General features: G+C 70.8%; 22 protein-coding genes and 1 tRNA gene. 16 read left to right on the top strand and 7 right to left on the bottom strand.

Going from position 1 to position 21836, the window contains the following annotated elements:
* Window positions 1-34: 34 nt before the first annotated feature.
* Window positions 35-217, top strand: a complete 183-nt coding sequence (locus ACZ56E_RS26595; protein WP_471217942.1) for a hypothetical protein — start codon at window positions 35-37, stop codon at window positions 215-217.
* A 60-nt stretch (window positions 218-277) separates the two neighbouring features.
* Here the strand turns inward: ACZ56E_RS26595 and ACZ56E_RS26600 are convergent, their stop codons facing one another.
* Window positions 278-1948 carry a helicase HerA-like domain-containing protein gene (locus ACZ56E_RS26600; RefSeq protein ID WP_471217944.1) on the bottom strand — a complete coding sequence of 557 codons (1671 nt, stop codon included), beginning with the start codon at window positions 1946-1948 and terminating at the stop codon, window positions 278-280.
* Window positions 1949-2094: 146 nt separating this feature from the next.
* Between ACZ56E_RS26600 and ACZ56E_RS26605 the strand changes: the two genes are divergently transcribed.
* Window positions 2095-2391 (top strand): type II toxin-antitoxin system VapB family antitoxin, encoded by a 297-nt coding sequence (locus ACZ56E_RS26605; protein WP_003955420.1) that lies wholly within the window; start codon window positions 2095-2097, stop codon window positions 2389-2391.
* A gap of 118 nt (window positions 2392-2509) precedes the next feature.
* Window positions 2510-3163, top strand: a complete 654-nt coding sequence (locus ACZ56E_RS26610; protein ID WP_471217946.1) for a LytR C-terminal domain-containing protein — start codon at window positions 2510-2512, stop codon at window positions 3161-3163.
* A 61-nt stretch (window positions 3164-3224) separates the two neighbouring features.
* Here ACZ56E_RS26610 and upp read toward each other — a convergent pair whose 3' ends face one another.
* Complete coding sequence (gene upp, locus ACZ56E_RS26615; protein ID WP_447038695.1) at window positions 3225-3860, bottom strand: uracil phosphoribosyltransferase; 636 nt, start codon at window positions 3858-3860, stop codon at window positions 3225-3227.
* Window positions 3861-4016: 156 nt separating this feature from the next.
* Here upp and ACZ56E_RS26620 point away from each other — a divergent pair, with 156 nt between their 5' ends.
* From ACZ56E_RS26620 to ACZ56E_RS26660, 9 genes are all read left to right on the top strand, one after another.
* Entirely contained in the window at window positions 4017-4187 is a 171-nt protein-coding gene (locus ACZ56E_RS26620) for a hypothetical protein (protein ID WP_468607060.1), read from the top strand.
* Between the two features lie 203 nt (window positions 4188-4390).
* A complete protein-coding gene (locus tag ACZ56E_RS26625; RefSeq protein WP_468607062.1) occupies window positions 4391-4945 on the top strand; it encodes a tRNA adenosine deaminase-associated protein in 555 nt (184 codons plus the stop codon).
* Between the two features lie 108 nt (window positions 4946-5053).
* Complete coding sequence (gene tadA, locus ACZ56E_RS26630; RefSeq protein ID WP_471218386.1) at window positions 5054-5485, top strand: tRNA adenosine(34) deaminase TadA; 432 nt, start codon at window positions 5054-5056, stop codon at window positions 5483-5485.
* Between the two features lie 46 nt (window positions 5486-5531).
* A tRNA-Ser gene (locus ACZ56E_RS26635) sits at window positions 5532-5619 on the top strand.
* Between the two features lie 396 nt (window positions 5620-6015).
* The gene (locus ACZ56E_RS26640) at window positions 6016-6195 is read left to right on the top strand and encodes a hypothetical protein (RefSeq protein ID WP_471217949.1); all 180 of its coding nucleotides are present in this window, start codon (window positions 6016-6018) and stop codon (window positions 6193-6195) included.
* Between the two features lie 55 nt (window positions 6196-6250).
* A complete protein-coding gene (locus ACZ56E_RS26645; protein WP_030780402.1) occupies window positions 6251-6544 on the top strand; it encodes a Dabb family protein in 294 nt (97 codons plus the stop codon).
* 234 nt (window positions 6545-6778) lie between these two features.
* Window positions 6779-7669: an RNA polymerase sigma factor SigF gene (locus ACZ56E_RS26650; RefSeq protein WP_471217951.1), complete on the top strand. Its 891-nt coding sequence runs from the start codon at window positions 6779-6781 to the stop codon at window positions 7667-7669.
* A gap of 244 nt (window positions 7670-7913) precedes the next feature.
* Entirely contained in the window at window positions 7914-8777 is an 864-nt protein-coding gene (locus ACZ56E_RS26655) for an RNA polymerase sigma factor SigF (RefSeq protein WP_398301643.1), read from the top strand.
* Window positions 8778-9403: 626 nt separating this feature from the next.
* On the top strand, window positions 9404-9646 hold the full coding sequence (locus tag ACZ56E_RS26660; protein WP_471217953.1) for a hypothetical protein: 243 nt from the start codon (window positions 9404-9406) through the stop codon (window positions 9644-9646).
* Between the two features lie 548 nt (window positions 9647-10194).
* On the opposite strand, the gene ACZ56E_RS26665 is transcribed toward ACZ56E_RS26660, so the two are convergent.
* On the bottom strand, window positions 10195-10395 hold the full coding sequence (locus tag ACZ56E_RS26665; protein WP_468607068.1) for a hypothetical protein: 201 nt from the start codon (window positions 10393-10395) through the stop codon (window positions 10195-10197).
* Between the two features lie 175 nt (window positions 10396-10570).
* Between ACZ56E_RS26665 and ACZ56E_RS26670 the strand changes: the two genes are divergently transcribed.
* The 4 genes from ACZ56E_RS26670 (at window position 10571) to ACZ56E_RS26685 (ending at window position 15575) form a co-directional block, all read left to right on the top strand.
* On the top strand, window positions 10571-11074 hold the full coding sequence (locus ACZ56E_RS26670; protein ID WP_468091561.1) for a MarR family winged helix-turn-helix transcriptional regulator: 504 nt from the start codon (window positions 10571-10573) through the stop codon (window positions 11072-11074).
* Between the two features lie 97 nt (window positions 11075-11171).
* Window positions 11172-13655 (top strand): MFS transporter, encoded by a 2484-nt coding sequence (locus ACZ56E_RS26675; RefSeq protein ID WP_471217955.1) that lies wholly within the window; start codon window positions 11172-11174, stop codon window positions 13653-13655.
* A 240-nt stretch (window positions 13656-13895) separates the two neighbouring features.
* Window positions 13896-14717: a YceI family protein gene (locus ACZ56E_RS26680; RefSeq protein WP_471217958.1), complete on the top strand. Its 822-nt coding sequence runs from the start codon at window positions 13896-13898 to the stop codon at window positions 14715-14717.
* Window positions 14718-14873: 156 nt separating this feature from the next.
* Window positions 14874-15575 (top strand): DUF4232 domain-containing protein, encoded by a 702-nt coding sequence (locus tag ACZ56E_RS26685; RefSeq protein ID WP_471217960.1) that lies wholly within the window; start codon window positions 14874-14876, stop codon window positions 15573-15575.
* Between the two features lie 479 nt (window positions 15576-16054).
* Here the strand turns inward: ACZ56E_RS26685 and ACZ56E_RS26690 are convergent, their stop codons facing one another.
* From ACZ56E_RS26690 to ACZ56E_RS26705, 4 genes are all read right to left on the bottom strand, one after another.
* On the bottom strand, window positions 16055-16831 hold the full coding sequence (locus tag ACZ56E_RS26690; RefSeq protein ID WP_471217961.1) for a TetR/AcrR family transcriptional regulator: 777 nt from the start codon (window positions 16829-16831) through the stop codon (window positions 16055-16057).
* Between the two features lie 57 nt (window positions 16832-16888).
* Window positions 16889-18391: a DHA2 family efflux MFS transporter permease subunit gene (locus ACZ56E_RS26695; RefSeq protein ID WP_471217963.1), complete on the bottom strand. Its 1503-nt coding sequence runs from the start codon at window positions 18389-18391 to the stop codon at window positions 16889-16891.
* Between the two features lie 119 nt (window positions 18392-18510).
* The gene (locus tag ACZ56E_RS26700; RefSeq protein ID WP_471217964.1) at window positions 18511-20529 is read right to left on the bottom strand and encodes a glycosyltransferase family 39 protein; all 2019 of its coding nucleotides are present in this window, start codon (window positions 20527-20529) and stop codon (window positions 18511-18513) included.
* Window positions 20526-21815, bottom strand: a complete 1290-nt coding sequence (locus tag ACZ56E_RS26705; RefSeq protein ID WP_471217966.1) for a bifunctional glycosyltransferase family 2/GtrA family protein — start codon at window positions 21813-21815, stop codon at window positions 20526-20528. The genes ACZ56E_RS26700 and ACZ56E_RS26705 overlap by 4 nt, the downstream gene beginning before the upstream one ends.
* Window positions 21816-21836 lie beyond the last annotated feature (21 nt).

The raw sequence follows: 21836 nt of genomic DNA on the forward strand, positions 1-21836 counted from the left end.
ACCAGCACTCCAGCGCAGATCGAAGGACGTTCCCATGCCCATGGACCCCTACGCGGCCCTGCAGGCCCTCCTCCGTGCGGAAGCCGCACGCACCGCACCCCACGAACCCGCCCGCCGCACCGCACCCGCCGAGCAGGACGAGGACCACCACCGCCAGCAGGACCTGCAGCAGCAACACCAGCACCAGCACCAGCACCAGCACTCAAGCGACGCCTGACACCCCCCGGCCCCGGCGCAGACGCAGACACAGACACAGACGCTCAAGGCGCCCCGCCGGTCAGCGTCTGCGCCGAGCCGTCCCGAACACCGAGCGCGAGATCTCCCGGCCGATCTGCGTCCCCATGGACCGCAGCAGGGACTTGAACATCCCGCTCTCCATCACCTGCTCCACGACGGAACCGGGCCCGGACTTGGACCCGGACCCCTGCGGCTTCGGCCGTGGGGGCGCCTGCGGGGCCTGCGGCGGCTCGGCCTGCCTGGCCGTCAGCTTCTCGTACGCCGACTCGCGGTCGACCGCGTCCGCGTACCGCTCGTACAGCGGCGACTCCCGCACCGCCCGGGCCAGCGCGTCCGCCTCCACGGGTGCCATCAGCGACTCGGGGGCGCGCAGCCGCGTCGCCGCGACGGGGGTCGGTGCGCCCTTCTCGCTGAGTACGGTGATCACGGCCTCGCCCGTACCGAGGCCGGTCAGGACCTCCTCCAGGTCGTACGCCGAGTCGGGAAACGTCCGTACCGTCGCCTTCAGCGCCTTCTGGTCGTCGGGAGTGAACGCCCGCAGCGCGTGCTGCACCCGGTTGCCGAGCTGCCCGAGCACGTCCGCGGGCACGTCCTTCGGCGTCTGCGTCACGAAGAAGACACCGACGCCCTTGGACCGGATGAGCCGCACGGTCTGCGTGACGGCTTCGAGGAAGGCCTTCGAGGCGCCGTTGAAGAGGAGGTGCGCCTCGTCGAAGAAGAAGACGAGCTTCGGCTTCTCCACGTCGCCCACCTCGGGCAGGTCGTTGTAGAGGTCGGCGAGCAGCCACATCAGGAACGTCGAGAAGAGGTGCGGCTTGTTCTGTACGCCGGCCAGTTCCAGGACGGACACCAGGCCGCGCCCGTCCGGCGCCAGCCGCAGGAACTCGCCCGTGTCGAACTCCGGCTCTCCGAAGAAGTCGGCCATTCCCTGCGCCTCGAAGGCGGTGAGCGACCGCAGGATGACGCCGGCCGTGGCGGACGAGAGGCCTCCGACGCCCTTGAGCTCCGGCTTGCCCTCGTCGGAGGTCAGGAAGGTGACGACGGCCCGCAGATCCTTCAAGTCGACCAGTTCGAGGCCCTTCTGGTCGGCGTAGTGGAAGATCAGGGCGAGGGACTGCTCCTGGGTCCGGTTGAGCTGGAGCACCTTCGAGAGCAGTATGGGGCCGAAGCTGGTGACGGTGGCCCGGACCGGGATCCCGGTGCCGATGCCCCCGAGCGCGTAGAACTCGCTCGGGAACCCGGTCGCCCGCCACTCCTGCCCCACGTCCCGCGCCCGCTCCGCGACCCGGTCACTTGCCTCGCCGGGGGCCGAGATACCGGAGACGTCGCCCTTGATGTCGGCGAGGAACACGGGCACGCCCCGCGCGGCTAGCTGCTCGGCGATGAGCTGGAGGGTCTTCGTCTTGCCCGTGCCGGTGGCGCCGGCGACGAGACCGTGGCGGTTGAGCATGGGGAGGGGGACGCGGACCTGCGCGTCGGCGCGGCACCGCCCGTCCCACAGCAGCGCTCCCAGTTCGAGAGCGGGGCCCGCGAAGGCGTACCCGGCGGCGATCTCCGAGGCCTCCTCGGGCAGCGCGGTTCCGGCGTCGGCGTTCCCGACGTCGGCACTTCCGACCTCGGCACTCCCTGCCGCCCCATCGGAACTTTCGCGTCCGCTCGTCACTCCCCCGGCCGACGGAGACTCGTTCGGGCGGTTCGCATGATCCGGCATGGACGGAATCGGCTGGCTCTCGCTCACTTCGGCCCCTGTTCCGGCTGACGTGTTTCCGTTTTGAGCCGATTTAAGGCGGCATTTCCCAGGCTCGCACTCCGTCGCCATGGCTGCGCCCGGAGAGCCTTGCCCGGTAGGCTTTCCGTGTGATCTTCAAGCGCATCGGAAACGGCCGGCCGTACCCCGACCACGGCCGGGAAAGCACCCGGCAGTGGGCGGACGTCGCGCCGCGCCCGGTCCGCCTCGATCAGCTCGTGACGACCAAGGGCCAGCTCGACCTCGAGACACTGCTCGCCGAGGACTCCACGTTCTACGGCGACCTCTTCGCGCACGTCGTGAAGTGGCAGGGCGACCTCTATCTGGAGGACGGACTGCACCGCGCGGTCCGCGCCGCGCTCCAGCAGCGCCAGGTCCTCCACGCGCGCGTGCTCGAACTGGGCTGACACGCCCGCTCCCCGCCCGAGCGGTTCCCCGGGCCCGCATTGACCCTTTCGGGTGCGCTGAGCACCGGGCAATGATCATTTAGTAGGCATCGCCGCCCCGCAGCACTACGCTGCGCCCATGAGCATGCTCACACCCCCCGACATGGGCGGCCCGTACCGCATCACGGGGGACAAGTACCCACGGATGCGCCGCCCGAGCGGTCGCCGCAGGATCGCGCTCGCGGTCGTCGCGGCCACCGTGGTGGTGGGGCTGATCGGCTGGGGCACCCTGCAGCTCATCGACGTCTTCACCGGCGGCGACAAGGCGTCGGCCGCCGCCCGCGCGAGCGGCGACTGCGACCGCGACCGCGCGCCCGCCGGCCCCGCCCAAGCCGCGAAGCCGAAGCCGCTGCCCCGGCCGGGCCAGATCACCGTCAACGTCTTCAACGCCACGCCCCGCGCCGGCCTCGCCAAGAAGACCGCCGACGAACTCAAGAAGCGCGGCTTCGCCATCGGCAAGGTCGGGAACGCGACCAAGGAGTACGACAAGAAGGTCGAGGGCACCGGGCTGCTGCTCGGCGCCAGGGCGGCCGCCGACACCGCGCTCCCGGTCCTCGGCACCCAGCTCGCGGGCGCCGAGCGCAAGGCCGACGGCCGCAAGGGCGGCGAGGTCGACCTGGTCATCGGCACCCGGTTCAAGAACCTGGCCAAAAAGGAGGACGCCGACAAGGCCCTGGCCGCACTGGCCAAGCCCGAGCCGACGTCCAAGCCGTCCGGCAAGAAGAACTGCTAGCCGGACACCCGCCCGGCCACGAGAACGGCGGAGCTGCTCCGCCGTCCCCGCACGACGGAAGCTACTCCGCCGTCCCGTACATCCGGTCGCCCGCGTCGCCGAGGCCCGGCACGATGTAGCCCTGCTCGTTGAGCCGCTCGTCGACCGAGGCCGTCACGACCGTCACCGGCGTGCCCGCCAGCTCGCGCTCCATGATCTCGACACCCTCGGGGGCGGCGAGGAGCACCACGGCGGTCACGTCGTCGGCGCCGCGCTTGATGAGCTCCCGGATCGCCGCGACCAGCGTGCCGCCGGTGGCGAGCATGGGGTCCAGGACGTACACCTGACGCCCGGAGAGGTCCTCCGGCATGCGCGTCGCGTACGTGGAGGCCTCCAGGGTCTCCTCGTTGCGGATCATGCCGAGGAAGCCGACCTCGGCGGTCGGCAGCAGCCGGACCATGCCGTCGAGCATGCCGAGACCGGCACGCAGGATCGGCACCACCAGCGGGCGCGGGTGCGACAGCTTCACGCCGGTCGTCCCGACCACCGGGGTCTCGATGTCGACCTGCTCGGTGCGCACGTCCCGGGTGGCCTCGTACGCGAGCAGGGTGACCAGCTCGTCGGCGAGGCGCCGGAAGGTCGGGGAGTCGGTGCGCTTGTCGCGCAGCGTGGTGAGTTTGTGCGCCACCAGCGGGTGGTCGACGACGTGGATCCGCATGGCATCAACAGTAACCGGGCGCGGAGCCACTCCCTCCTCGTCGGCGGCCCATCGGCAGCCCACTGGCAGGTCACCGGCAGCTCACTCGCACATCACGGGCATCAATGCCGCCGACGGAGGGAAGGTGGGGACGTACGGACTGAGGTGGTGTGGCCCATGGTGGAGCGCAAACCGGATGACGAGACCGACGCCGAGCGTCGCAGACGCCGCGCCCAGTTCCTGCGCGAACGCGCCGAGGCCATCGAGCTCCGCGACCGGGTGAAGCCGCGCCGCGCCCGGGCGGCACGCATGCGACAGCAGATGCGCATGCGTACGTTCCGCTGGTAGCCGCCCGCCCGGCGACGGGCCCGCGGGAGCCGGGGAAAAACGCGACGCGGAACACAGCGGCCGGAAGACCTCTCCTGACGGCGCCGTTTCTGCCACGATTCCGAATGGGCGGGGCTTGGCACCTGCACTCCCCGCTCCCCGACCTCGCCGGGGGGACCCCAAACCGCCAACCGGCACTGCCTATGACCAGTGGGAGAGTCACGGTGTACTTCGCCGCACTGCTCGCGCGCACCGAAGACGGGTGGGAAGCGAGCGACACGGAGCTCGACGATGTGGAGACCCTGTCGGATCTGGCCGACCTGGCCCGCGAAGCCACAGCCGATTACGACGACGACACAGTGCTCGTCTTCATCGAACAGGAAGACGCGTGGTTCGGCGTCGTCCGCGTGGACGGGGAGGAAGACCCCCGTATCTACGTCTCGGACGCGGCCGCGGCCGCCCGCAGCTCGTACGGGGAGATCCTGCTCACCGCCGAGATGCTCGGCCGCGACCCCGACGACGAGGAGGCCGTCGACCTGGACGCCCTCGATCTCGACGGCACGGAGGACGGCGAACCGGAGGCGTCCGACGCCGAGCCGGACGCCGACGACGACGCACCCGGTACGTCGGGAGTGCCGGCCGGGCCGCTCGGGGACACGGAGATCCTCGCCGACCTCGGCGTGCCGGAGAAGGATCTGCTCGGTCTGGAGGCCGGCGACGCGCTCAACGACATCGCCGACGTCCTCGGCGCGGCGGAGGTGCTCGAGACCGTCCGCTAGGTTCCCCGTGTGACCGACCCGACCGACCACACCACCGACCGCATCACTGACCACATCACCGACCGCATCACCGAGAACGATCCCGTACGCGACCGCTGGCGGGCGCCCATGCGGCTCGCTCTGGCCGAGGCCGAGCGCGCCGTCGAGGGCGGTGACGTCCCCGTCGGCGCCGTCGTGCTGTCCCCGGACGGCACGACGGTGCTCGCCACGGGACACAACGAACGCGAGGCGGTCGGCGACCCCACCGCGCACGCGGAGGTGCTCGCCCTGCGCAGGGCCGCCGCCGCGACCGGGGAGTGGCGGCTGACCGGCTGCACGCTCGTCGTGACGCTGGAGCCGTGCACGATGTGCGCGGGCGCGCTCGTGCAGTCCCGCGTGGACCGGGTCGTCTATGGAGCGCGGGACGAGAAGGCCGGCGCGGCGGGCTCGCTCTGGGACGTCGTGCGCGACAGAAGGCTCAACCACCGGCCCGAGGTCATCAACGGTGTTCTCGCGGACGAGTGCGCGGCCCGGCTGACGGACTTCTTCCGCAACCGCTGAAGTACGGATTTCTGTCCGCGGGCCACTTTGGGCTAGAGTTCCTCTCGGTAGCGTGTCCGAGCGGCCGAAGGAGCTCGCCTCGAAAGCGAGTGAAGGGTAACCCCCTTCCGTGGGTTCAAATCCCACCGCTACCGCTCTTGATACGAAAGGGCCCGACCAGCCGAGCTGGTCGGGCCCTTCGTCGTTCCCGTTCGTCGTTCCCCTTCGCCGTTCCCTGAGTATGGGCGGGGGAAGCGGCATCGGGGGGACAGCCGCTTCCCCCGACGAGAACCAGGCCCTCAAGTCGACGCCGCCGTCGGGGGGAAGCGGACGGCGCGGACCCCGCAGTGGGGCCGGTCCCTGGCCCCGCGGACTCCTGCCAGATCCGCCGGGCTCACCACCCATCCTGCGTCCCCGCGCCGTCCGCGGAGCGCGGGCAAAGGGCCTCTGCTGCCGGGCCGTTGGTCCCTAAAAGCCCCGTCAGTACCGTCCGGGTTAGACTCGCCGCCGTCACAGGGGTCACACGGGGCACGGCAAGGGGAGGCCAGATCGTGGCAGTGCAGTGGAAGAAGCTCGGCCTCTTCGCGGTGGTCGTCTTCGTGCTCTACGTGATCATCACCGACCCCGCCAAAGCCGCCGACTACGTGCAGATAGGGTTCGAAGGCATTTCGAGCGGCGCTCAGAGCATCGGTGACTTCATGACGTGGGTCGCCAACGGAGGCAAGGACTGAGCGGCCGCCCGGGCCGCCGGCGCGGCCCGGCCCCAGCCCTCTCCAAGGAGTGCCCGTGATCCGCCATCTGGTCCTCTTCAAGCTCAACGACGGCGTGCGGCGCGACGAGCCGCGCGTGGTCGAGGGCGTCAAGGCCTTCCGCGCCCTCGGCGAGCAGATCCCGGAGCTCACGTTCTGGGAGTGCGACTGGAACATCACCGACCGCCCCATCGCGTACGACTTCGCCATCAACTCGGCGGTCGAGGACACCGATGCACTGAAGCGGTACATCGAGCACCCGGCCCACCAGGCGGGCGTCGCGCTGTGGCGCGAGTTCGCCACGTGGGTGATCGCGGACTACGAGTTCTGAGGCGGCCGCCCCGCCGCCCCGCCCCGCCCGCCGAACGGCCCCGCACCGCGATGGTGCGGGGCCGTTCGGCGTCGTACACCCCAACTTGCCCTCAACACGTAGTTATCAGGTGCTTGCACACAGTGCACATGTCTTGTGATGCTATGACCGCTTTTGACGGATGAGTTGACCGAGGTCGACCGAGCGTCGACCGAGCTTGACTGTGCCTGACTGACAGTGCCTGTCTGAGAAGGGGTGGCGTTGACCGTGCCGGCCAGTACTGCGCCCGAAGCGCCGCCCGCGAGAACCGCCCAGAACACCGGAAGTACGCAGGGTTCCGGAAGCACCCCGAGCTCTGGAAGCACCCCGAGCTCCGGAAGTACCCGGGGTGCCGACACCCGTGCCCTGACCCAGGTGCTCTTCGGCCAGCTCAAGGAGCTGGAGCCGGGCAGCCCCGAGCACGGCCGGGTGCGCGGCGCGCTCATCGAGGCCAACCTGCCGCTCGTGCGGTACGCGGCCGCACGCTTCCGCAGCCGCAACGAGCCGATGGAGGACGTCGTCCAGGTCGGCACCATCGGGCTCATCAACGCCATCGACCGGTTCGACCCGGAGCGCGGGGTGCAGTTCCCGACCTTCGCGATGCCGACCGTGGTCGGTGAGATCAAGCGGTACTTCCGCGACAACGTACGCACGGTCCACGTACCGCGGCGGCTGCACGAGCTGTGGGTGCAGGTGACGGGGGCCACCGAGGACCTCACCACCGCCTTCGGGCGCTCGCCGACGACCTCGGAGATCGCCGAGCGGCTGCGCATCACCGAGGACGAGGTGCTCGCCTGCATCGAGGCCGGCCGCTCGTACCACGCGACGTCGCTGGAGGCGGCCCAGGAGGGCGACGGACTGCCCGGCCTGCTCGACCGGCTCGGCTACGAGGACCCCGCGCTCGACGGCGTCGAACACCGCGACCTCGTACGCCACCTCCTGGTCCAACTGCCCGAGCGCGAACAGCGGATCCTGCTCCTCCGCTACTACAGCAATCTGACGCAGTCACAGATCAGCGCGGAATTGGGCGTTTCCCAGATGCATGTGTCGAGACTGCTCGCCAGAAGCTTCGCGCGCCTTCGGTCCGCAAATCGGATCGAGGCGTAACCGTATCGAGTGGAGTGCCGCCGGAGCTCTTCCCGACGGCACTCTTTGCTGAAATGGCACAGACCCCCTCTTTCCTGCACGGATGTCACCCTCGTTTGTCGACAAGTAACTACAGCGCGTTGCCGACATGTGACATTCTGCTGGAACCGCGTTTGCCGTAGCCCCACCTCCGGTATTCAGGTGGAGGCTGCGTTCCTCCGACGGGAGCGCCCGCCGCGACCGTCCGCGACCTCAAGGGGGTGGCATGTCCGCAGACCAGGGCAGCTCGAAGGTGCTCACGCTCACGCTCACCAAGAGCCCGAGCGAGTCCGCGCCCGACGCGCTTCACAGCTCACCGGCTTCGGAAGCCATCGACACCCGGACCCTGTCCCGCTCCCTCTTCCTGCGGCTCGCCACGCTCGCCCAGGACAGCCCGGAGCGTGTCTATGTACGGGACACGCTCATCGAGCTCAACCTCCCCCTCGTGCGGTACGCCGCGGCCCGCTTCCGCAGCCGCAACGAACCGATGGAGGACATCGTCCAGGTCGGCACCATCGGCCTGATCAAGGCGATCGACCGTTTCGACTGCGAACGGGGCGTGGAATTCCCGACGTTCGCGATGCCGACGGTCGTCGGTGAGATCAAGCGCTTCTTCCGGGACACCAGTTGGTCGGTGCGGGTGCCGCGCCGCCTCCAGGAGCTGCGGCTCGCGCTCACGAAGACCAGCGACGAGCTCGCCCAGCGGCTCGACCGCTCGCCGACCGTGCCCGAACTGGCCATCGCGCTGGGCGTATCGGAGGAGGACGTCGTCGACGGCCTCGCCGTCGGCAACGCGTACACGGCGTCCTCCCTCGACTCCCCCACCCCCGAGGACGACGGCGGCGAGGGCTCCCTCGCGGACCGTCTCGGGTACGAGGACTCGGCCCTGGAGGGCGTGGAGTACCGCGAGTCCCTCAAGCCGCTGCTCGCCAAACTCCCGCCGCGCGAGCGCCGCATCATCATGCTGCGCTTCTTCGCCAACATGACGCAGTCGCAGATCGGTGAGGAGGTCGGCATCTCGCAGATGCATGTGTCCCGCCTCCTGACGCGGACGCTCGCCCAGCTGCGCGAGGGCCTGATCTCGGACTGACGACGCCACGGGGCTGTGGCGGGGCTGCAACGACCTGTGACGGGGCCGGTGTTGCTGACGGGGTTCCTAATTGACGGACCGTCAGCCACACTGACGCGATGCGACGAGGTGTGCGGAACATACTCGGTGCGGGGGGCGCTGCGCTGTGCCTCGGCGGGCTGCTGTCCGCCTGCGGCGGCGGGAGCGGGGACGGTTATGTGGCCACCGGGGCGGCGGGCTCCTCCCCGGGAGGCGCCCAGGCCCCCGAGAAGCCGGTGGGCCCCACTGCTGACGTGCGGCTGATCCCTCTTGAGGGGCCGGGCGGTGGCGGGGCGAGGGGCGGTCGTGGGGGCGCCTCGGAGGGGAAGTCGTCGTCGGGCGGGGCTTTTTCGAGGGGTACGGGAGGGGGCTCTACGTCCCCGTCGACGGGGCCTTCGGAGGACCCTGACCGGAAGAGAAACTCCCCGGATACGCCGGATGCACCGGGTACGCCGAGCTCACCGGGTACGCCTGACAGGCCTGGCACACCGAACAGGCCTGGCACGCCGAGCGCTCCGGGAACCCCGAGTACATCGCCGAGCGGGCCCGCGAAGCTGAGCTTCGGTGAGCCCGAGCGTGAGACCGGGGACAAGCGCTGGTGCGACAAGGTGACTGTCGTCTTCCGCAACACCGGTGGCTCACCGGTCCGTTCGGGGACGGTCACCTTCGGTACGCACATCATCGGTGCGCTCGGCGTCGACTGGGCCACGATCGAGTCGACCGTGCAGTTGCCGGTGCCGATCGGTCCCGGGCAGAAGAGGGAGGAGTCCTGGCCGGTGTGCGTGGACGCGTGGCGCGTGCCGCTGGGTATGCACGTCGAGACGCGCGACGTCGCGGTCAAGTGGCGCTAGCCCGGCCGTCCCGGGGGCGGTTCCAATTCACCTGCGGGTGCGTCGTGACTGCTCGCGCAGTTCCCCGCGCCCCTGACCGTGGTCCCTCAGGCCGTCATTCACCTGCGGGCGCATCGGGGCTAGTCGCGCAGTTCCCCGCGCCCCTGATCGTGATCCCTCAGGCCGTCATTCACCTGCGGGCCCGTCGTGGTTGCTCGCGCAGTTCCCCGCGCCCCTGATCGTGGGCCCCCAGGCCGTCATTCGCCTGCGGGCGCGTCGTGGCTGGGCGCGCAGTTCCTCGCGCCCCTTGGGGGCCGGCCATTCCGTAGGGCTCAGGGCGGGTTCCCTCAGGGGCGCGGGGAACTGCGCGGCCAGCCACAGCGCCCCCGCAGAGAAACGAGACCCGAACCACCCACCCCCTAGGGGCGCGGGGAACTGCGCGGCCAGCCACAGCGCGCCCGCAGGGGAGCTGGCGAGCCGTAGCAAGCGGAGATGCAGCGGCGAAGGTAGGGGCGGCCCGAGTGGTGCGGGGTGCCCCTACCTCCGGAGAAACGTCGAGTTCGGTGCCCTTACTTGAGGGCGAGCCACGCCACGCCCGCCACCACCAGGATCGCGAGAACGACGCCCACGATCAGGCCGACGCGCGGCCCCGAAGACGTCGCGGCCTGCTGCTGGCGGCCCTGCGGGGCCTCGTCGACGAAGGCGCGGAACATCTGCGTGCTGCCGGCCGGATCGGGGTTGCCCGGGTTGCCCTGGGGGTTGTGTGCCATGGAGCAGGACACTAGCGAATCCAGCGCCATCGGCCCAACCCCCTCTGGCCAGGGACTTTACAAGTGGGCCCCCAACGCTTTGCCGACTCTTTAGTCCGATGGGCCCTTTTTAGTTTGCCTGCAGCAACCAACTGCTCCTATCGTTGCCCTAAGCAACAAATATTCAGGAGGTGCCGTGGCCGCGCAGCGACAGTACGAGGAGCTGGCCCGACAGCTCAGCGCCATCGGTGCCGTGAAGCGCGGCCTCGGCCGGGGGCTCCCCCACGACTGCCCGGCCGGATCCGCCGCCGTACTCATCCTGCTCGACCGCCACGGCGCGATGCGGATGAGCAGGCTCGCGGAGCTGCTCGCCGTCGACATGTCGGTCACCAGCCGGCACGTCGCCCACGTCGCGGAGAAGGAGTGGATCGTCCGCGATCCCGACCCCGCGGACAAGCGGTCCCGGATCCTGCGGCTCACCACCGGCGGCAAGGCCAAGGTGGACGAGCTCTCCGAGCTCTCCATCCGCACGCTCACCCACTACCTGCACGACTGGACCGACGACGAGGTCGTCCAGCTCAGCACGCTGCTCGCGCGTCTGCGTGACAGCTTCGGGGACTGCCGCGCGGCTTCGGCCCGGCTGTCCCCTTCCCCCCACGACGTACAGACCACGTCGGAGACCACCCGTACACCCGCGTAAGAAAAGGAATTCCATGGCAACAACCACACCAGCCGGTGTGCGGGGCAGCCATGCCAAGCACGGAGCTCACCACGGTCACCACGGTGAGAACGCTCCGATGACGCACCGGCAGATCATGGAAGCGCTGTCCGGGCTGCTGCTCGGCATGTTCGTGGCGATCCTCTCGTCGACGATCGTCTCCAACGCCCTGCCCGAAATCATCGGCGACCTCGGCGGCGGCCAGTCCGCCTACACCTGGGTCGTCACCGCGTCGCTGCTCGCGATGACCGCGACGACGCCCCTGTGGGGCAAGCTGTCCGACCTCTTCAGCAAGAAGGCGCTCGTACAGATAGCCCTGATCATCTACGTCGGCGGCTCGGTCGTCGCCGGTCTCTCGCAGAGCGCAGGGATGCTGATCGCCTGCCGCGTTGTGCAGGGCATCGGCGTGGGTGGCCTTTCCGCCCTCGCCCAGATCGTGATGGCCGCGATGATCTCCCCGCGCGAGCGCGGCCGGTACTCCGGCTACCTCGGCGCGACCTTCGCCGTCGCCACCGTCGGCGGTCCGCTGCTCGGCGGTGTCATCACCGACACCTCGTGGCTCGGCTGGCGCTGGTGCTTCTACGTCGGCGTGCCCTTCGCGATCATCGCGCTGATCGTCCTCCAGAAGACCCTGAAGCTCCCCGTCGTCAAGCGCGACGTCAAGGTCGACTGGGCCGGCGCCTTCTTCATCAGCGCCGCCGTCTGCCTGCTCCTCGTCTGGGTCACCTTCGCCGGTGACAAGTACGACTGGATGTCGTGGCAGACCGGCGCCATGGTCGGCGGCTCGGTGCTGCTCGCGCTGATCTTCGTCTTCGTCGAGTCCAGGGCGAGCGAGCCGATCATCCCGCTGCGGCTCTTCCGCAACCGCACCATCACCCTCGCCTCGCTCGCCTCGCTCTTCGTGGGTGTCGCGATGTTCGCGGGCACGGTGTTCTTCAGCCAGTACTTCCAGCTGGCGCGGGGCGAGTCCCCGACCATGTCCGGTGTCATGACGATCCCGATGATCGGCGGCCTGTTCATCTCGTCGACCGTCTCCGGCCAGGTCATCACCAAGACGGGCAAGTGGAAGGCGTGGCTGGTCAGCGGTGGTCTGCTGGTGACGGCGGGCCTCGGTCTGCTCGGCACCATCCGCTACGACACCGAGTACTGGCACATCGCGATCTACATGGCCCTGATGGGTCTCGGCATCGGCATGATGATGCAGAACCTGGTGCTGTGCACGCAGAACCAGGTCGAGCCGCAGGACCTCGGTGCCGCCTCCTCCGTCGTCACCTTCTTCCGCTCGCTGGGCGGTGCCATGGGTGTCTCGGCGCTGGGCGCGATCATGGCCACGCGGATCACCGACTACGTCAAGGACGGCATCACCGACCTCGGTCCGAAGGCCGCGGCGCAGTTCGGCCACGGCGGTACCGGTGGCGGTGGCATCCCCGACCTGGACAAGATCCCGGAGCCGTTCCGCACGGTGATGGAGAGCGCGTACGGGCACGGCATCGCCGATGTCTTCCTGATCGCCGCGCCGATGGCGCTGATCGCCTTCCTGATCACGCTGTTCATCAAGGAGGTTCCGCTGCGGACGTCGGGCGCGCTCGCCCAGGCCGCGGAGAGCACGGAGGGTGCGGCCCCGGCCGACGCCACGGCTCCCGCGAACACTGCCGCGACCACCGCCACGACCGCCGAGCAGCCCGTGCTCGCCTCCGTCGCCTCGACGACCGAGACCGGGCCCGAGGGCACGCAGCGGCTCGCCGCCGCGGCGTCCGCCGCGCAGCCCGGCGCGGGATCCGGTGAGCTGCCGCAGATCACCGGTGGCATTCCGGTACGCGGCTTCGTCCGCGGCGCCGAGAGCGCGCCCGTGCCGCAGGCCGCGGTCACGCTGATCTCCCTCGGGGGACGGCAGCTCGGCCGCTCGGTCGCGCAGGGCGACGGCGCCTACACCGTCGACGCCCCGGGCGCGGGTTCGTACGTGCTCATCGCCTCCGCCGACGGCTTCCAGCCGCAGGCCTCGACCGTGGTCGTGGGCGAGGACGCGCTGTCGTACGACATCCTCCTCAGCGGCACCAGCGGGCTGAGCGGCCTCGTGCGCGACGCCGACAGCAAGCTGCCCGTCAGCGGTGCGATGGTCATCGTGACCGATGTCCGCGGTGACGTCCTCGCCACCGGACTCTCCGGCGAACAGGGCGAGTTCACCTTCGCCGAGCTGGTCCCCGGCACCGTCACCATCGCGGTGAACGCCGCTGGCCACCGGCCGCTCGCGCTGCCCGTCGAGGTCGGCGGCACCGGGGTCACCCGGGTCGAGGTCGAGCTCAACTCCGGTGCACGGGTGCTCGGCACGGTGCGCGCGGGTGGCGGTCCGCTGAACGACGCGCGGGTCACGCTCGTCGACGCCGCGGGCAACGTCGTCGCCACCGCCACCACCGGGACGGACGGGGCGTACGCCTTCACCGACCTGGACAGCGGGGAGTACACGGTCATCGCGACCGGGTACCCGCCGGTCGCCACGGGCCTGACGGTCGCCGGCAGCGGCGTCGAGGGCCACGACATCGAACTCGCCCACCCGGGCGAGTGACCGACCCCGGCCCGGGGCCGCGGACGCGCTTCGAGCGGAGGCGCGGCGGCGGCCCCGGGCCGGTCGTGGGGAGGGCCCCCGGGCCGGCGGTGGCATTCATGGCAGGGGACGGCCAGCCACCGCCGCCGGGGGCCGCCCGCATTCTGCGCGGCCGGTGAGGCCTCTATGAACGTGAACGAACGTGAGCTGGGACTGTGAGGCTTCCGATCGGATCGGAAGCCCGGCAAGGAGTAAAACGGGATGGGACTCAACGCTCGGATCCGTACGCGTGACGGGTGGGCCGTGCCCCACGCCGTCGTCACGGTGACCGACATGACCGGGGCGCAGGTGCTGCGGGCGGACGCGGACGCGGAAGGCGTCGTGCGGGACGGGACGGCGCTCGCGGCCGGTCCGTACACCGTCATCGTCACCGCCGTCGGCTACGCGCCGGTCGCCTCCACCGCGCTCGTCACCGCCAGCGGGCGGGCCGAGGTCGGCAACGTCGTCCTCGCCCGGCAGGGCGGCACGGAGCTGCCCCCGCCCGGGGCGTGGACCGTCGACCCCGCGCACTCGACCGTGGGCGCCGTAGCCCAGCACCTCGGGATCACCAGTGTGCACGGGCGGTTCCTGGAGTTCGGCGGGCGCATCGAGATCGCCGAGGACGTCGAGAAGTCGCGGGTCGAGGCGGTCATCCGGGCGGCCTCGATCGACACGGGGAACGGGATGCGGGACGGTCACCTGAAGTCGGCCGACTTCCTGGACGTCGAGCAGTACCCGGAGATCACGTACCGGTCGAGCGGGCTGAGCCCCGTGGGGCCCGACCGGTGGACGGTCCACGGCGAGCTGGGCATGCACGGGGTCGTGCGCCCCGTCGACCTGGACCTCAGCTACCTCGGCACCGGGGCGGACCCGTGGGGCGGCACCCGCGCCGCCTTCCGCGCCACGGCGGAACTGCGCCGCGAGGACTTCGCCATGAACTACAACCAGGTGGTCCAGGCGGGCATCTCGGCGATCGGCACGACGCTGCGGGTGGAACTGGACATTCAGGCTGTGCAGGGGGAGGGGCTGCCGGAGGCGGGCTGACGCCGCTGACGGAGGCGGCGCGGGCGGCGTGGGCCCGCCCCGGCCCGGCGTGGCGGCCGTAGGTGACGCCCTGTCTGGCACTTGGGGCAACGCCAGGGCAATAAGGGCATCGCCTGTGACAGAACGAAGACGGCGCGGGGAGCCGTCCGTAACTCGGTGCGGACTACAAATAGTTACGACCGCACGCACGGCACCCGCACCCACGCCGCACTTCTTCTGGGGGACACCATGAAGAACACCCGCATCACCGCTCTCGCCGCCGTCAGCCTCGCCGCCGCCCTCTCGCTCACCGCCTGCGGCGGCGACGACTCCGGCACGAACGCGTCGTCCAAGGGTTCCAAGACCGCGAACTCCTCTTCGACGTCCTCATCCTCCTCGTCCTCGTCCTCGTCCTCGTCCGGCGAGGGGGCCAAGACCGAGGCGGCCGCGGGGGGCGCGAAGCCCGGGGCGAAGGTCACGTCCTGCAAGACGGCGGACCTGACCATCGCCGCCCAGGACGCCGCCCCCGACGAGAGCACCGGCCGCATCGACATCACCATGACCAACCGGGGTTCGGCCACGTGCTCGGCGACGGGTTTCGCGGGCGTCGACATCAAGGACGCCGACAACACCTCCAGCTCGATCGAGCGCGGCCGGGCCCAGCCCCGGGTCACCACCCTCAAGCCGGGCGACGCCGCCGTCTTCAACATCTCCTACGAGATCGACACCACCGGCAAGAGCCTCGCATCGCCGACCCACATCATGGTGACGCCCCCGAACGAGACCCACACGGTGACCCTCAAGTGGCCCGCAGACGCGGCCCCCATCAAGGGTGTCTACGCCGACATGCAGCTCTACCCCACCCACACAACAAACTAGCCCCGCCCCCCACAGACCACCCCGGGCCATCCCCCCACCCACCCGCCCTACTCCGGCGGCGAAATCGCAAGGGCACCCCACCCACCCGCCCCACTCCCGCAGGAACATCGCAAGGGCACCCCCACCCCCCGCCCGCCTCCGCAGGACATCGCGAGGGCACCCCCACCCGCCCTACTCCCACGGAGACATCACAAGGGCACCCCACCCGCCCTACTCCCGCAGGAACATCGCGAGGACACCCCCACCCACCCGCCCTACTCCCGCGGGGACATCGCGAGGGCTCCCCACCCCTCCCACCCACCCCGGCAGGACATCGCGGGGCAGCCCCACCCACCCACCCCTACCCCCGCGGGACGTCGCGAGGGAACACCCGCCCACCCGCCCCTACCCCCGCGAAACGTCGCGGGGCAAACGGGTGGGTGGGTGGGAAACATCCGCCGCGAAGCGGCGGGTTCGAAACCCCCACCCCGACCGGCCGGTCAGGCCCCCCTGGCAAGGAGAGACTCGATCCCCGCGACCATGAGGTCGAGGGCAATCGTGAAGTCCCGTTCCCACATCTCCTCCACCGTGTCCCCCTCCCGAGCCGCCATCAACTCATCCGCACTCTCCAGCAGCCCGTGCGAGGCCAGTTCGTCGCGCACCGTACCGGCCGCCTCCCGGTAGTACTCCTCCTGGCTCATCCCCGCCTCCGCGCACCGCGAGATGTAGTGGCCCTCGATGGTGCCGAAGCCGTACACGAACTGGAAGACCGCCGAGATCGCCCCGTTCTGCGTGTAGGCGGGAAGCCCGGTGTTGCGCACCGCGTTCTGGATGGCGAGGGCGAAGGCCAGCCAGTTGGGGCCGATGTTGAGGAAGCGGCCGACGAGCGGTGACACCCAGGGGTGGCGGATGAGCGCCGCCCGGTACTCCCCGGCCAGCTCGCGGAGTTGTTCGCGCCAGTTCTCGGGCGACGCCTCCGCCTCGGGGAGCCGCATCTCGCCGCACACCGAGTCGAGGGCGAGCTCGAGGAGGTCGTCCTTCGTGTCGACGTACCAGTAGACGGACATCGCCGTGACGTTCAGTTCCCCGGCGAGTCTGCGCATGGAGAACTTGTCGAGCCCCTCCGCGTCCAGGAGCCGGACCGTGGCCTGGGTGATGCGCTCCCGGTCGAGGCCGTTCGGCTGGTCGCCCTTGCGGCCGCCGCCGCGGGGTGTCCTGGCCTGCAGCCAGACACTGGTCCGCGCCGTGTTCTTCGTGCGGCCGGCTGCCTTCGCCATGGCGCACCTTCCTCGTTGGTCCTCGGCCCCGGAGCCGTTGTCCCCGGGAGGGGAATGCTATGCCGCTGTCTTACCCACGGAGTCTGCCCTCTCCGCCCTGCGCAGCAACGCCGCAGCCAGCATGCCGCCGACGAGCACCGCGGCCGCGCCCACCAGCTGGCTGGTCTCAAGCCCCGAGGAGAACGCGTCGGCGATCCGCTCCCGCTCCCCCGTCGACTTCGCCGCGGCCATGGCCGCCGGGAACGACGCGGCGGAGACCGCGACGAGCGACGCGAAACGGGAGTTGAGGACCGCGCCGAGCACGGCGACGCCCAGACCGTTGCCGAACTCCGCGAGCGTGCCGTTGATGCCCGCGCCCACGCCCGCCTTCTCCGGCGGAATGGCGCTCATGATGGCGTTGGCCATGGCCGGCATGGCGAGCGAGATGCCCGCGCCCATCACGATCAGGCCGAACAGCAGGCCGTTGTAGTTGTCGCCGCCGAGCACCGCTATGGCCGCGAGACCCGCGGCGAGCAGGCTCATGCCGGACATGATCGTGACGGGCGTGCCGAGCTTGGCGTGCAGCTTCGCGCCGATGCCCGCCAGGTTCAGGGCCACGATGGTCACCGCGAGCGGCGCCGTGCGCAGCCCGGCCTCCAGCGGCTCGTAACCGAGTACGAACTGCAGGTGCTGCGTGAGGAGGAAGAGCGAACCGCTCAGCCCGAAGGCGACGAGGATGGCGCCCGCCACCGCACCGACGAAGCGCTGGTTGCGGAAGAAGTGCATGTCCAGCATCGGGTACGGGATGCGCAGCTCCCAGAGCGCGAACGCGCCGAGCACCAGCACGCCGACCGTGGCGGAGACCAGGACCTGCGCCGACGTCCAGCCGTGCTCGGGGCCGGAGATGATCGCGTAGACCACCGAGGCCATGCCGACGGTCGAGAGCAGGGCGCCCAGGAGGTCGGGGCGATCGCCCTGGGGGTTCTTGGACTCCGGGACCAGCTTCAGGACCGCGACGAGGCCGAGCAGCGCCACGGGGATGTTGATCAGGAAGATCGAACCCCACCAGAAGTGGTCGAGCATGAAGCCGCCGAGCAGCGGACCGGCCGCGAACCCGAGGGAGTTGATGGTGGCCCAGAGGCCGATCGCCTTCACGCGCTCCGTGTCGTCGAAGATCTGCACGACCACCGCGAGGGTGGTGGTCATCAGCAGCGCGCCGCCGATGCCCATGCCCGCGCGGGCGGCGATGAGCTGGGAGGAGCTCTGGGCGAGGCCGGCCGCCAGCGAGCCGATGCCGAACAGGGCGAGGCCCGCGGCCAGCATCTTCTTGCGGCCGTAGCGGTCGGCGGCGCTGCCCGCGGTGAGCAGCAGACCGGACTGGACCAGCGAGTACGCGTTGATCATCCACTGGATGTCGGACGTGGACGCGTCCAGCTCCCGGGTGAGGGAGGGGATCGCGACGCTGAGGACGGTGTTGTCCAGCAGCACGGTGAGCTGCGCCAGGCAGATGACGCCGAGGATCAGCCAGCGCTGCGGGTGCCTCTGCGAGGCGGTGGGGGTCTCGGCAGTCGTCGCCGTCATGCAGTCCTCCCTTTCCGGGGTTCCGGTTCTTCTACGGTGTACGGGGGTGAGCGACGTACACCGTAGAACAGTTCCCGTACGCCGTACAAGAGGTTTTCCGGAGAGGGAGCAGACTGCGGCTACTTGCGCGTCAGGTCGTAGAACGTGGCGCTGCCCACCGTCACCTTCTCGAACGTCGACTCGACCCAGGACGAGATCCCGCCCGCGCCGCCCTTATCGCCCGTACCGCTCGCGATGAAGTAGTGGATGTCGCCGTCCGCCACGTACTTCTTGAACTGCGCGAGCGTCGGTGCCGGGTCACTGCCGTTGAAGCCGCCGATCGCCATCACCGGTTCGCCGGTGGCCAGTTGATAGCTCGCCGCGTTCTGGGAGCCGATGGCCGCCGCGGCCCAGGTGCGGTCGGCGGCGCCCGACTTCAGGAGCGACTTGGCCGCGTCGGAGACCTGGGCGCCGTTCAGCAACCCACCCATGCCGCCACCGGGAACCCCGCCCTTCGGCATCCCACCGTTGGGCCGCCCCTGCGGAGCACCGCCCTCCGGTACACCGCCCCGCGGACCCCCACCCCGCCCCCGGGGCCCCCTCGGCCCGCCCATGCCGCCCGCCGACGCCGGACCCGCCGTCACGATCGACCCCGTGTGCGGGCTGTCCACCGTCGACAGGGTGTACGCGACCGGGCCCGCCACGGAGGCCGCGAGGCTCACCCCGAGCGCGGTCAGGGTCAGCCTCCGGCCGAGACGGCTCGCCGCCAGCAGGCCCACCGCCCCGACGGCACCCGCGACGAGCACCGCCCACCGCAGCCACGGCAGGTGGTCCGGAACCCGGCCGAGCAGGACGTACGCCCAGACCGCCGTGCCCACCACCGTCGCCCCGAGCACCGCCCGCGCCCACCGCGCGGCCCGCTCCTCCCACAGGACCGTGGCCCCCATGCCGACGAGCGCGGCGACATAGGGCGCCAGGGCCACCGTGTAGTACTGGTGGAAGATCCCCGCCATGAAGCTGAAGACCGCGGCGGTCATCAGGAGCGAACCGCCCCACGCCACGAACGCCGCGCGTGCGGTGTCCGTGCGGCCCGCCCTGCGGGTGAGGACGAGGCCCGCCACGAGCAGGATCAGCGCGGCCGGCAGCAGCCAGGAGATCTGGGCCCCGATCTCGGAATTGAACATCCGCCCGATTCCGGTCTCCCCCCACTGACCGCCACCCCCGCCGGGCCCGCCACCTCCACCGGGCATGCCTCCCCCACCCGGGCCGCCGCCCCCGCCCACGCTGCCGGTCTCCTCGCCGTTGATGCGGCCGAGGCCGTTGTAGCCGAACGTCAGCTCGAGGAAGGAGTTGTGCTGCGAGCCGCCGATGTACGGCCGCGAGGACGCGGGCCACAGTTCGACGATCGCCACCCACCAGCCGCCCGCGACCGTCATCACACTCGCTGACAGGGCGAGTTGGGCGAACCTCTTACGTGGGCGTACCGGCGCGCACACCGCGTAGAGCACCGCGAGCGGCGGCAGGATCAGGAACGCCTGCAGCGTCTTGGTGAGGAAGGCGAAGCCCACGGCGACGCCCGCCCACACCAGCCACTTGGTGCGGCCGTCCTCCAGGGCGCGCAGGACGCAGTGGACCGTGACGGTCATCAGGAGGGCGAGCAGCGCGTCCGGGTTGTTGAAGCGGAACATCAGGGCGGCGACGGGCGTGAGCGCGAGGACCGCGCCCGCGATCAGCCCGGCGGCGGCACTGAAGCGGCGCCGCACCGCCGCGTACAGCACACCGACCGTCGCGACACCCATCAGGACCTGCGGAGCCAGTACGGCCCAGGAGGTGAGGCCGAAGAGGCGCACGGAGAGCGCCATCGGCCAGAGCGACGCCGGTGGCTTGTCGACGGTGATCGCGTTGCCCGCGTCGAGCGAGCCGAAGAAGAAGGCCTGCCAGCTCTGGCTGCCTGCCTGGACGGCGGCGGAGTAGAAGGAGTTGGCGTAACCGGACGCGCTGAGGTTCCAGAGGTAGAGGACCGCAGTGGCGAGCAGCAGTCCGAGGAGGGCGGGGCGCGCCCAGCGGGGGTCGTCGGCTCTGCCGCGCCACAGCCGGCCGGGCAGCACGCCCGCCCGCCGGTGCGCGGACCCCACGGCGGCGGTTGTGGTCGTCGTCATCGTGCGTTCCTCGGTTCCTCTGAGGCTGCCGCTACCGCTGGAGCATCCGGGAACACCCACGCCCGCAGCAGCAGGAAGCGCAGCACCGTCGCCGCGAGGTTCGCCGCGATGAGGACCGCGAGCTCCGTGGAGTGCGCGGGCTCGCCGGAAGCCGCGCCGAGCGCCGCGAGGGAGCCGCTGGTGAGGGCGAGACCGATGGCGAAGACGACGAGGCCCTGCGCCTGGTGGCGGACCGCGCGGTCCCTGCCGCGCACCCCGAAGGTGAGCCTCCGGTTCGCCGCCGTGTTGGCCACCGCCGACACGAGGAGGGCGAGCGCGTTGGCCGCCTGCGACCCCGTGAACGTACGGAAGCCGCTGTAGAGGAGGAGGTAGCAGACGGTCGAGAGCGCGCCGACCGCGCAGAAGCCGACGAGCTGGCGGGGGAGGCCGCCGGGGACTCCGGTGAGCCGTCTGTCCCGCGGGTCGTCGCCGAAGGGGCGGGCCAGCCGGTCGAGCGGCAGCGCGCCGACCGCGAGCGCGCGGCCCACCCGCCACACGCCCTTGAGGTCGTCCGTGGCCGTCCGCACCAGGTGGACCGTCGAGTCCGGGTCGTCGATCCAGTCGACCGGCACCTCGTGGATGCGCAGTCCGGCGCGCTCGGCGAGGACCAGCATCTCGGTGTCGAAGAACCAGCCGGTGTCCTCCACCAGCGGCAGCAGCACCCGCGCCACATCGCCGCGGATCGCCTTGAACCCGCACTGGGCGTCGGAGAAGCGGGCGTGCAGCGAGCCGCGCAGGATGAGGTTGTACGCGCGGGAGATCAGCTCGCGCTTGGGGCCGCGCACCACCCGTGAACCGCACGCCAGACGTGAGCCGATCGCCAGGTCCGAGTGGCCCGAGATCAGCGGGGCGACGAGCGGCAGCAGAGCGTTGAGGTCGGTGGACAGGTCGACGTCCATGTACGCGAGGACCGGGGCGTCGGACGCGGACCAGACGGCGCGCAGGGCCCGGCCGCGGCCCTTCTGGTCGAGGCGTACGTGCCGCACCTCCCGCGCGCAGGCGGTGAGTTCGGCGGCGACCTGCGGCGTGCGGTCCGTGGAGGCGTTGTCGGCGATCGTGATGCGGAAGGGGTAGGGGAAGGTGCGGGCGAGGTGGTCGCGCAGCCGCAGGACGCACGGCCCGAGGTCCTTCTCCTCGTTGTGGACCGGGATCACGACGTCCAGGACGTCCGGGACGGGCACGTCGCGCCCTGTGGCGGGGAGGTGGTCCCGCGACGGCAGGGCCCCCGGGGGAGTGTCGGTTCGCATGCGGCCGACACTCGCCAAGTG

Source organism: Streptomyces sp. NPDC039480 (assembly GCF_055597165.1).

Bases quoted from the DNA above. Each gene is read 5' to 3' on its own strand.
- ACZ56E_RS26595 (WP_471217942.1), top strand. From the start codon at position 35: ATGCCCATGGACCCCTACGCGGCCCTGCAGGCCCTCCTCCGTGCGGAA.
- ACZ56E_RS26600 (WP_471217944.1), bottom strand. From the start codon at position 1,948: ATGCCGGATCATGCGAACCGCCCGAACGAGTCTCCGTCGGCCGGGGGA.
- ACZ56E_RS26610 (WP_471217946.1), top strand. From the start codon at position 2,510: ATGAGCATGCTCACACCCCCCGACATGGGCGGCCCGTACCGCATCACG.
- upp (WP_447038695.1), bottom strand. From the start codon at position 3,860: ATGCGGATCCACGTCGTCGACCACCCGCTGGTGGCGCACAAACTCACC.
- ACZ56E_RS26620 (WP_468607060.1), top strand. From the start codon at position 4,017: ATGGTGGAGCGCAAACCGGATGACGAGACCGACGCCGAGCGTCGCAGA.
- tadA (WP_471218386.1), top strand. From the start codon at position 5,054: ATGCGGCTCGCTCTGGCCGAGGCCGAGCGCGCCGTCGAGGGCGGTGAC.
- ACZ56E_RS26655 (WP_398301643.1), top strand. From the start codon at position 7,914: ATGTCCGCAGACCAGGGCAGCTCGAAGGTGCTCACGCTCACGCTCACC.
- ACZ56E_RS26665 (WP_468607068.1), bottom strand. From the start codon at position 10,395: ATGGCACACAACCCCCAGGGCAACCCGGGCAACCCCGATCCGGCCGGC.
- ACZ56E_RS26675 (WP_471217955.1), top strand. From the start codon at position 11,172: ATGACGCACCGGCAGATCATGGAAGCGCTGTCCGGGCTGCTGCTCGGC.
- ACZ56E_RS26680 (WP_471217958.1), top strand. From the start codon at position 13,896: ATGGGACTCAACGCTCGGATCCGTACGCGTGACGGGTGGGCCGTGCCC.
- ACZ56E_RS26690 (WP_471217961.1), bottom strand. From the start codon at position 16,831: ATGGCGAAGGCAGCCGGCCGCACGAAGAACACGGCGCGGACCAGTGTC.
- ACZ56E_RS26695 (WP_471217963.1), bottom strand. From the start codon at position 18,391: ATGACGGCGACGACTGCCGAGACCCCCACCGCCTCGCAGAGGCACCCG.
- ACZ56E_RS26700 (WP_471217964.1), bottom strand. From the start codon at position 20,529: ATGACGACGACCACAACCGCCGCCGTGGGGTCCGCGCACCGGCGGGCG.
- ACZ56E_RS26705 (WP_471217966.1), bottom strand. From the start codon at position 21,815: ATGCGAACCGACACTCCCCCGGGGGCCCTGCCGTCGCGGGACCACCTC.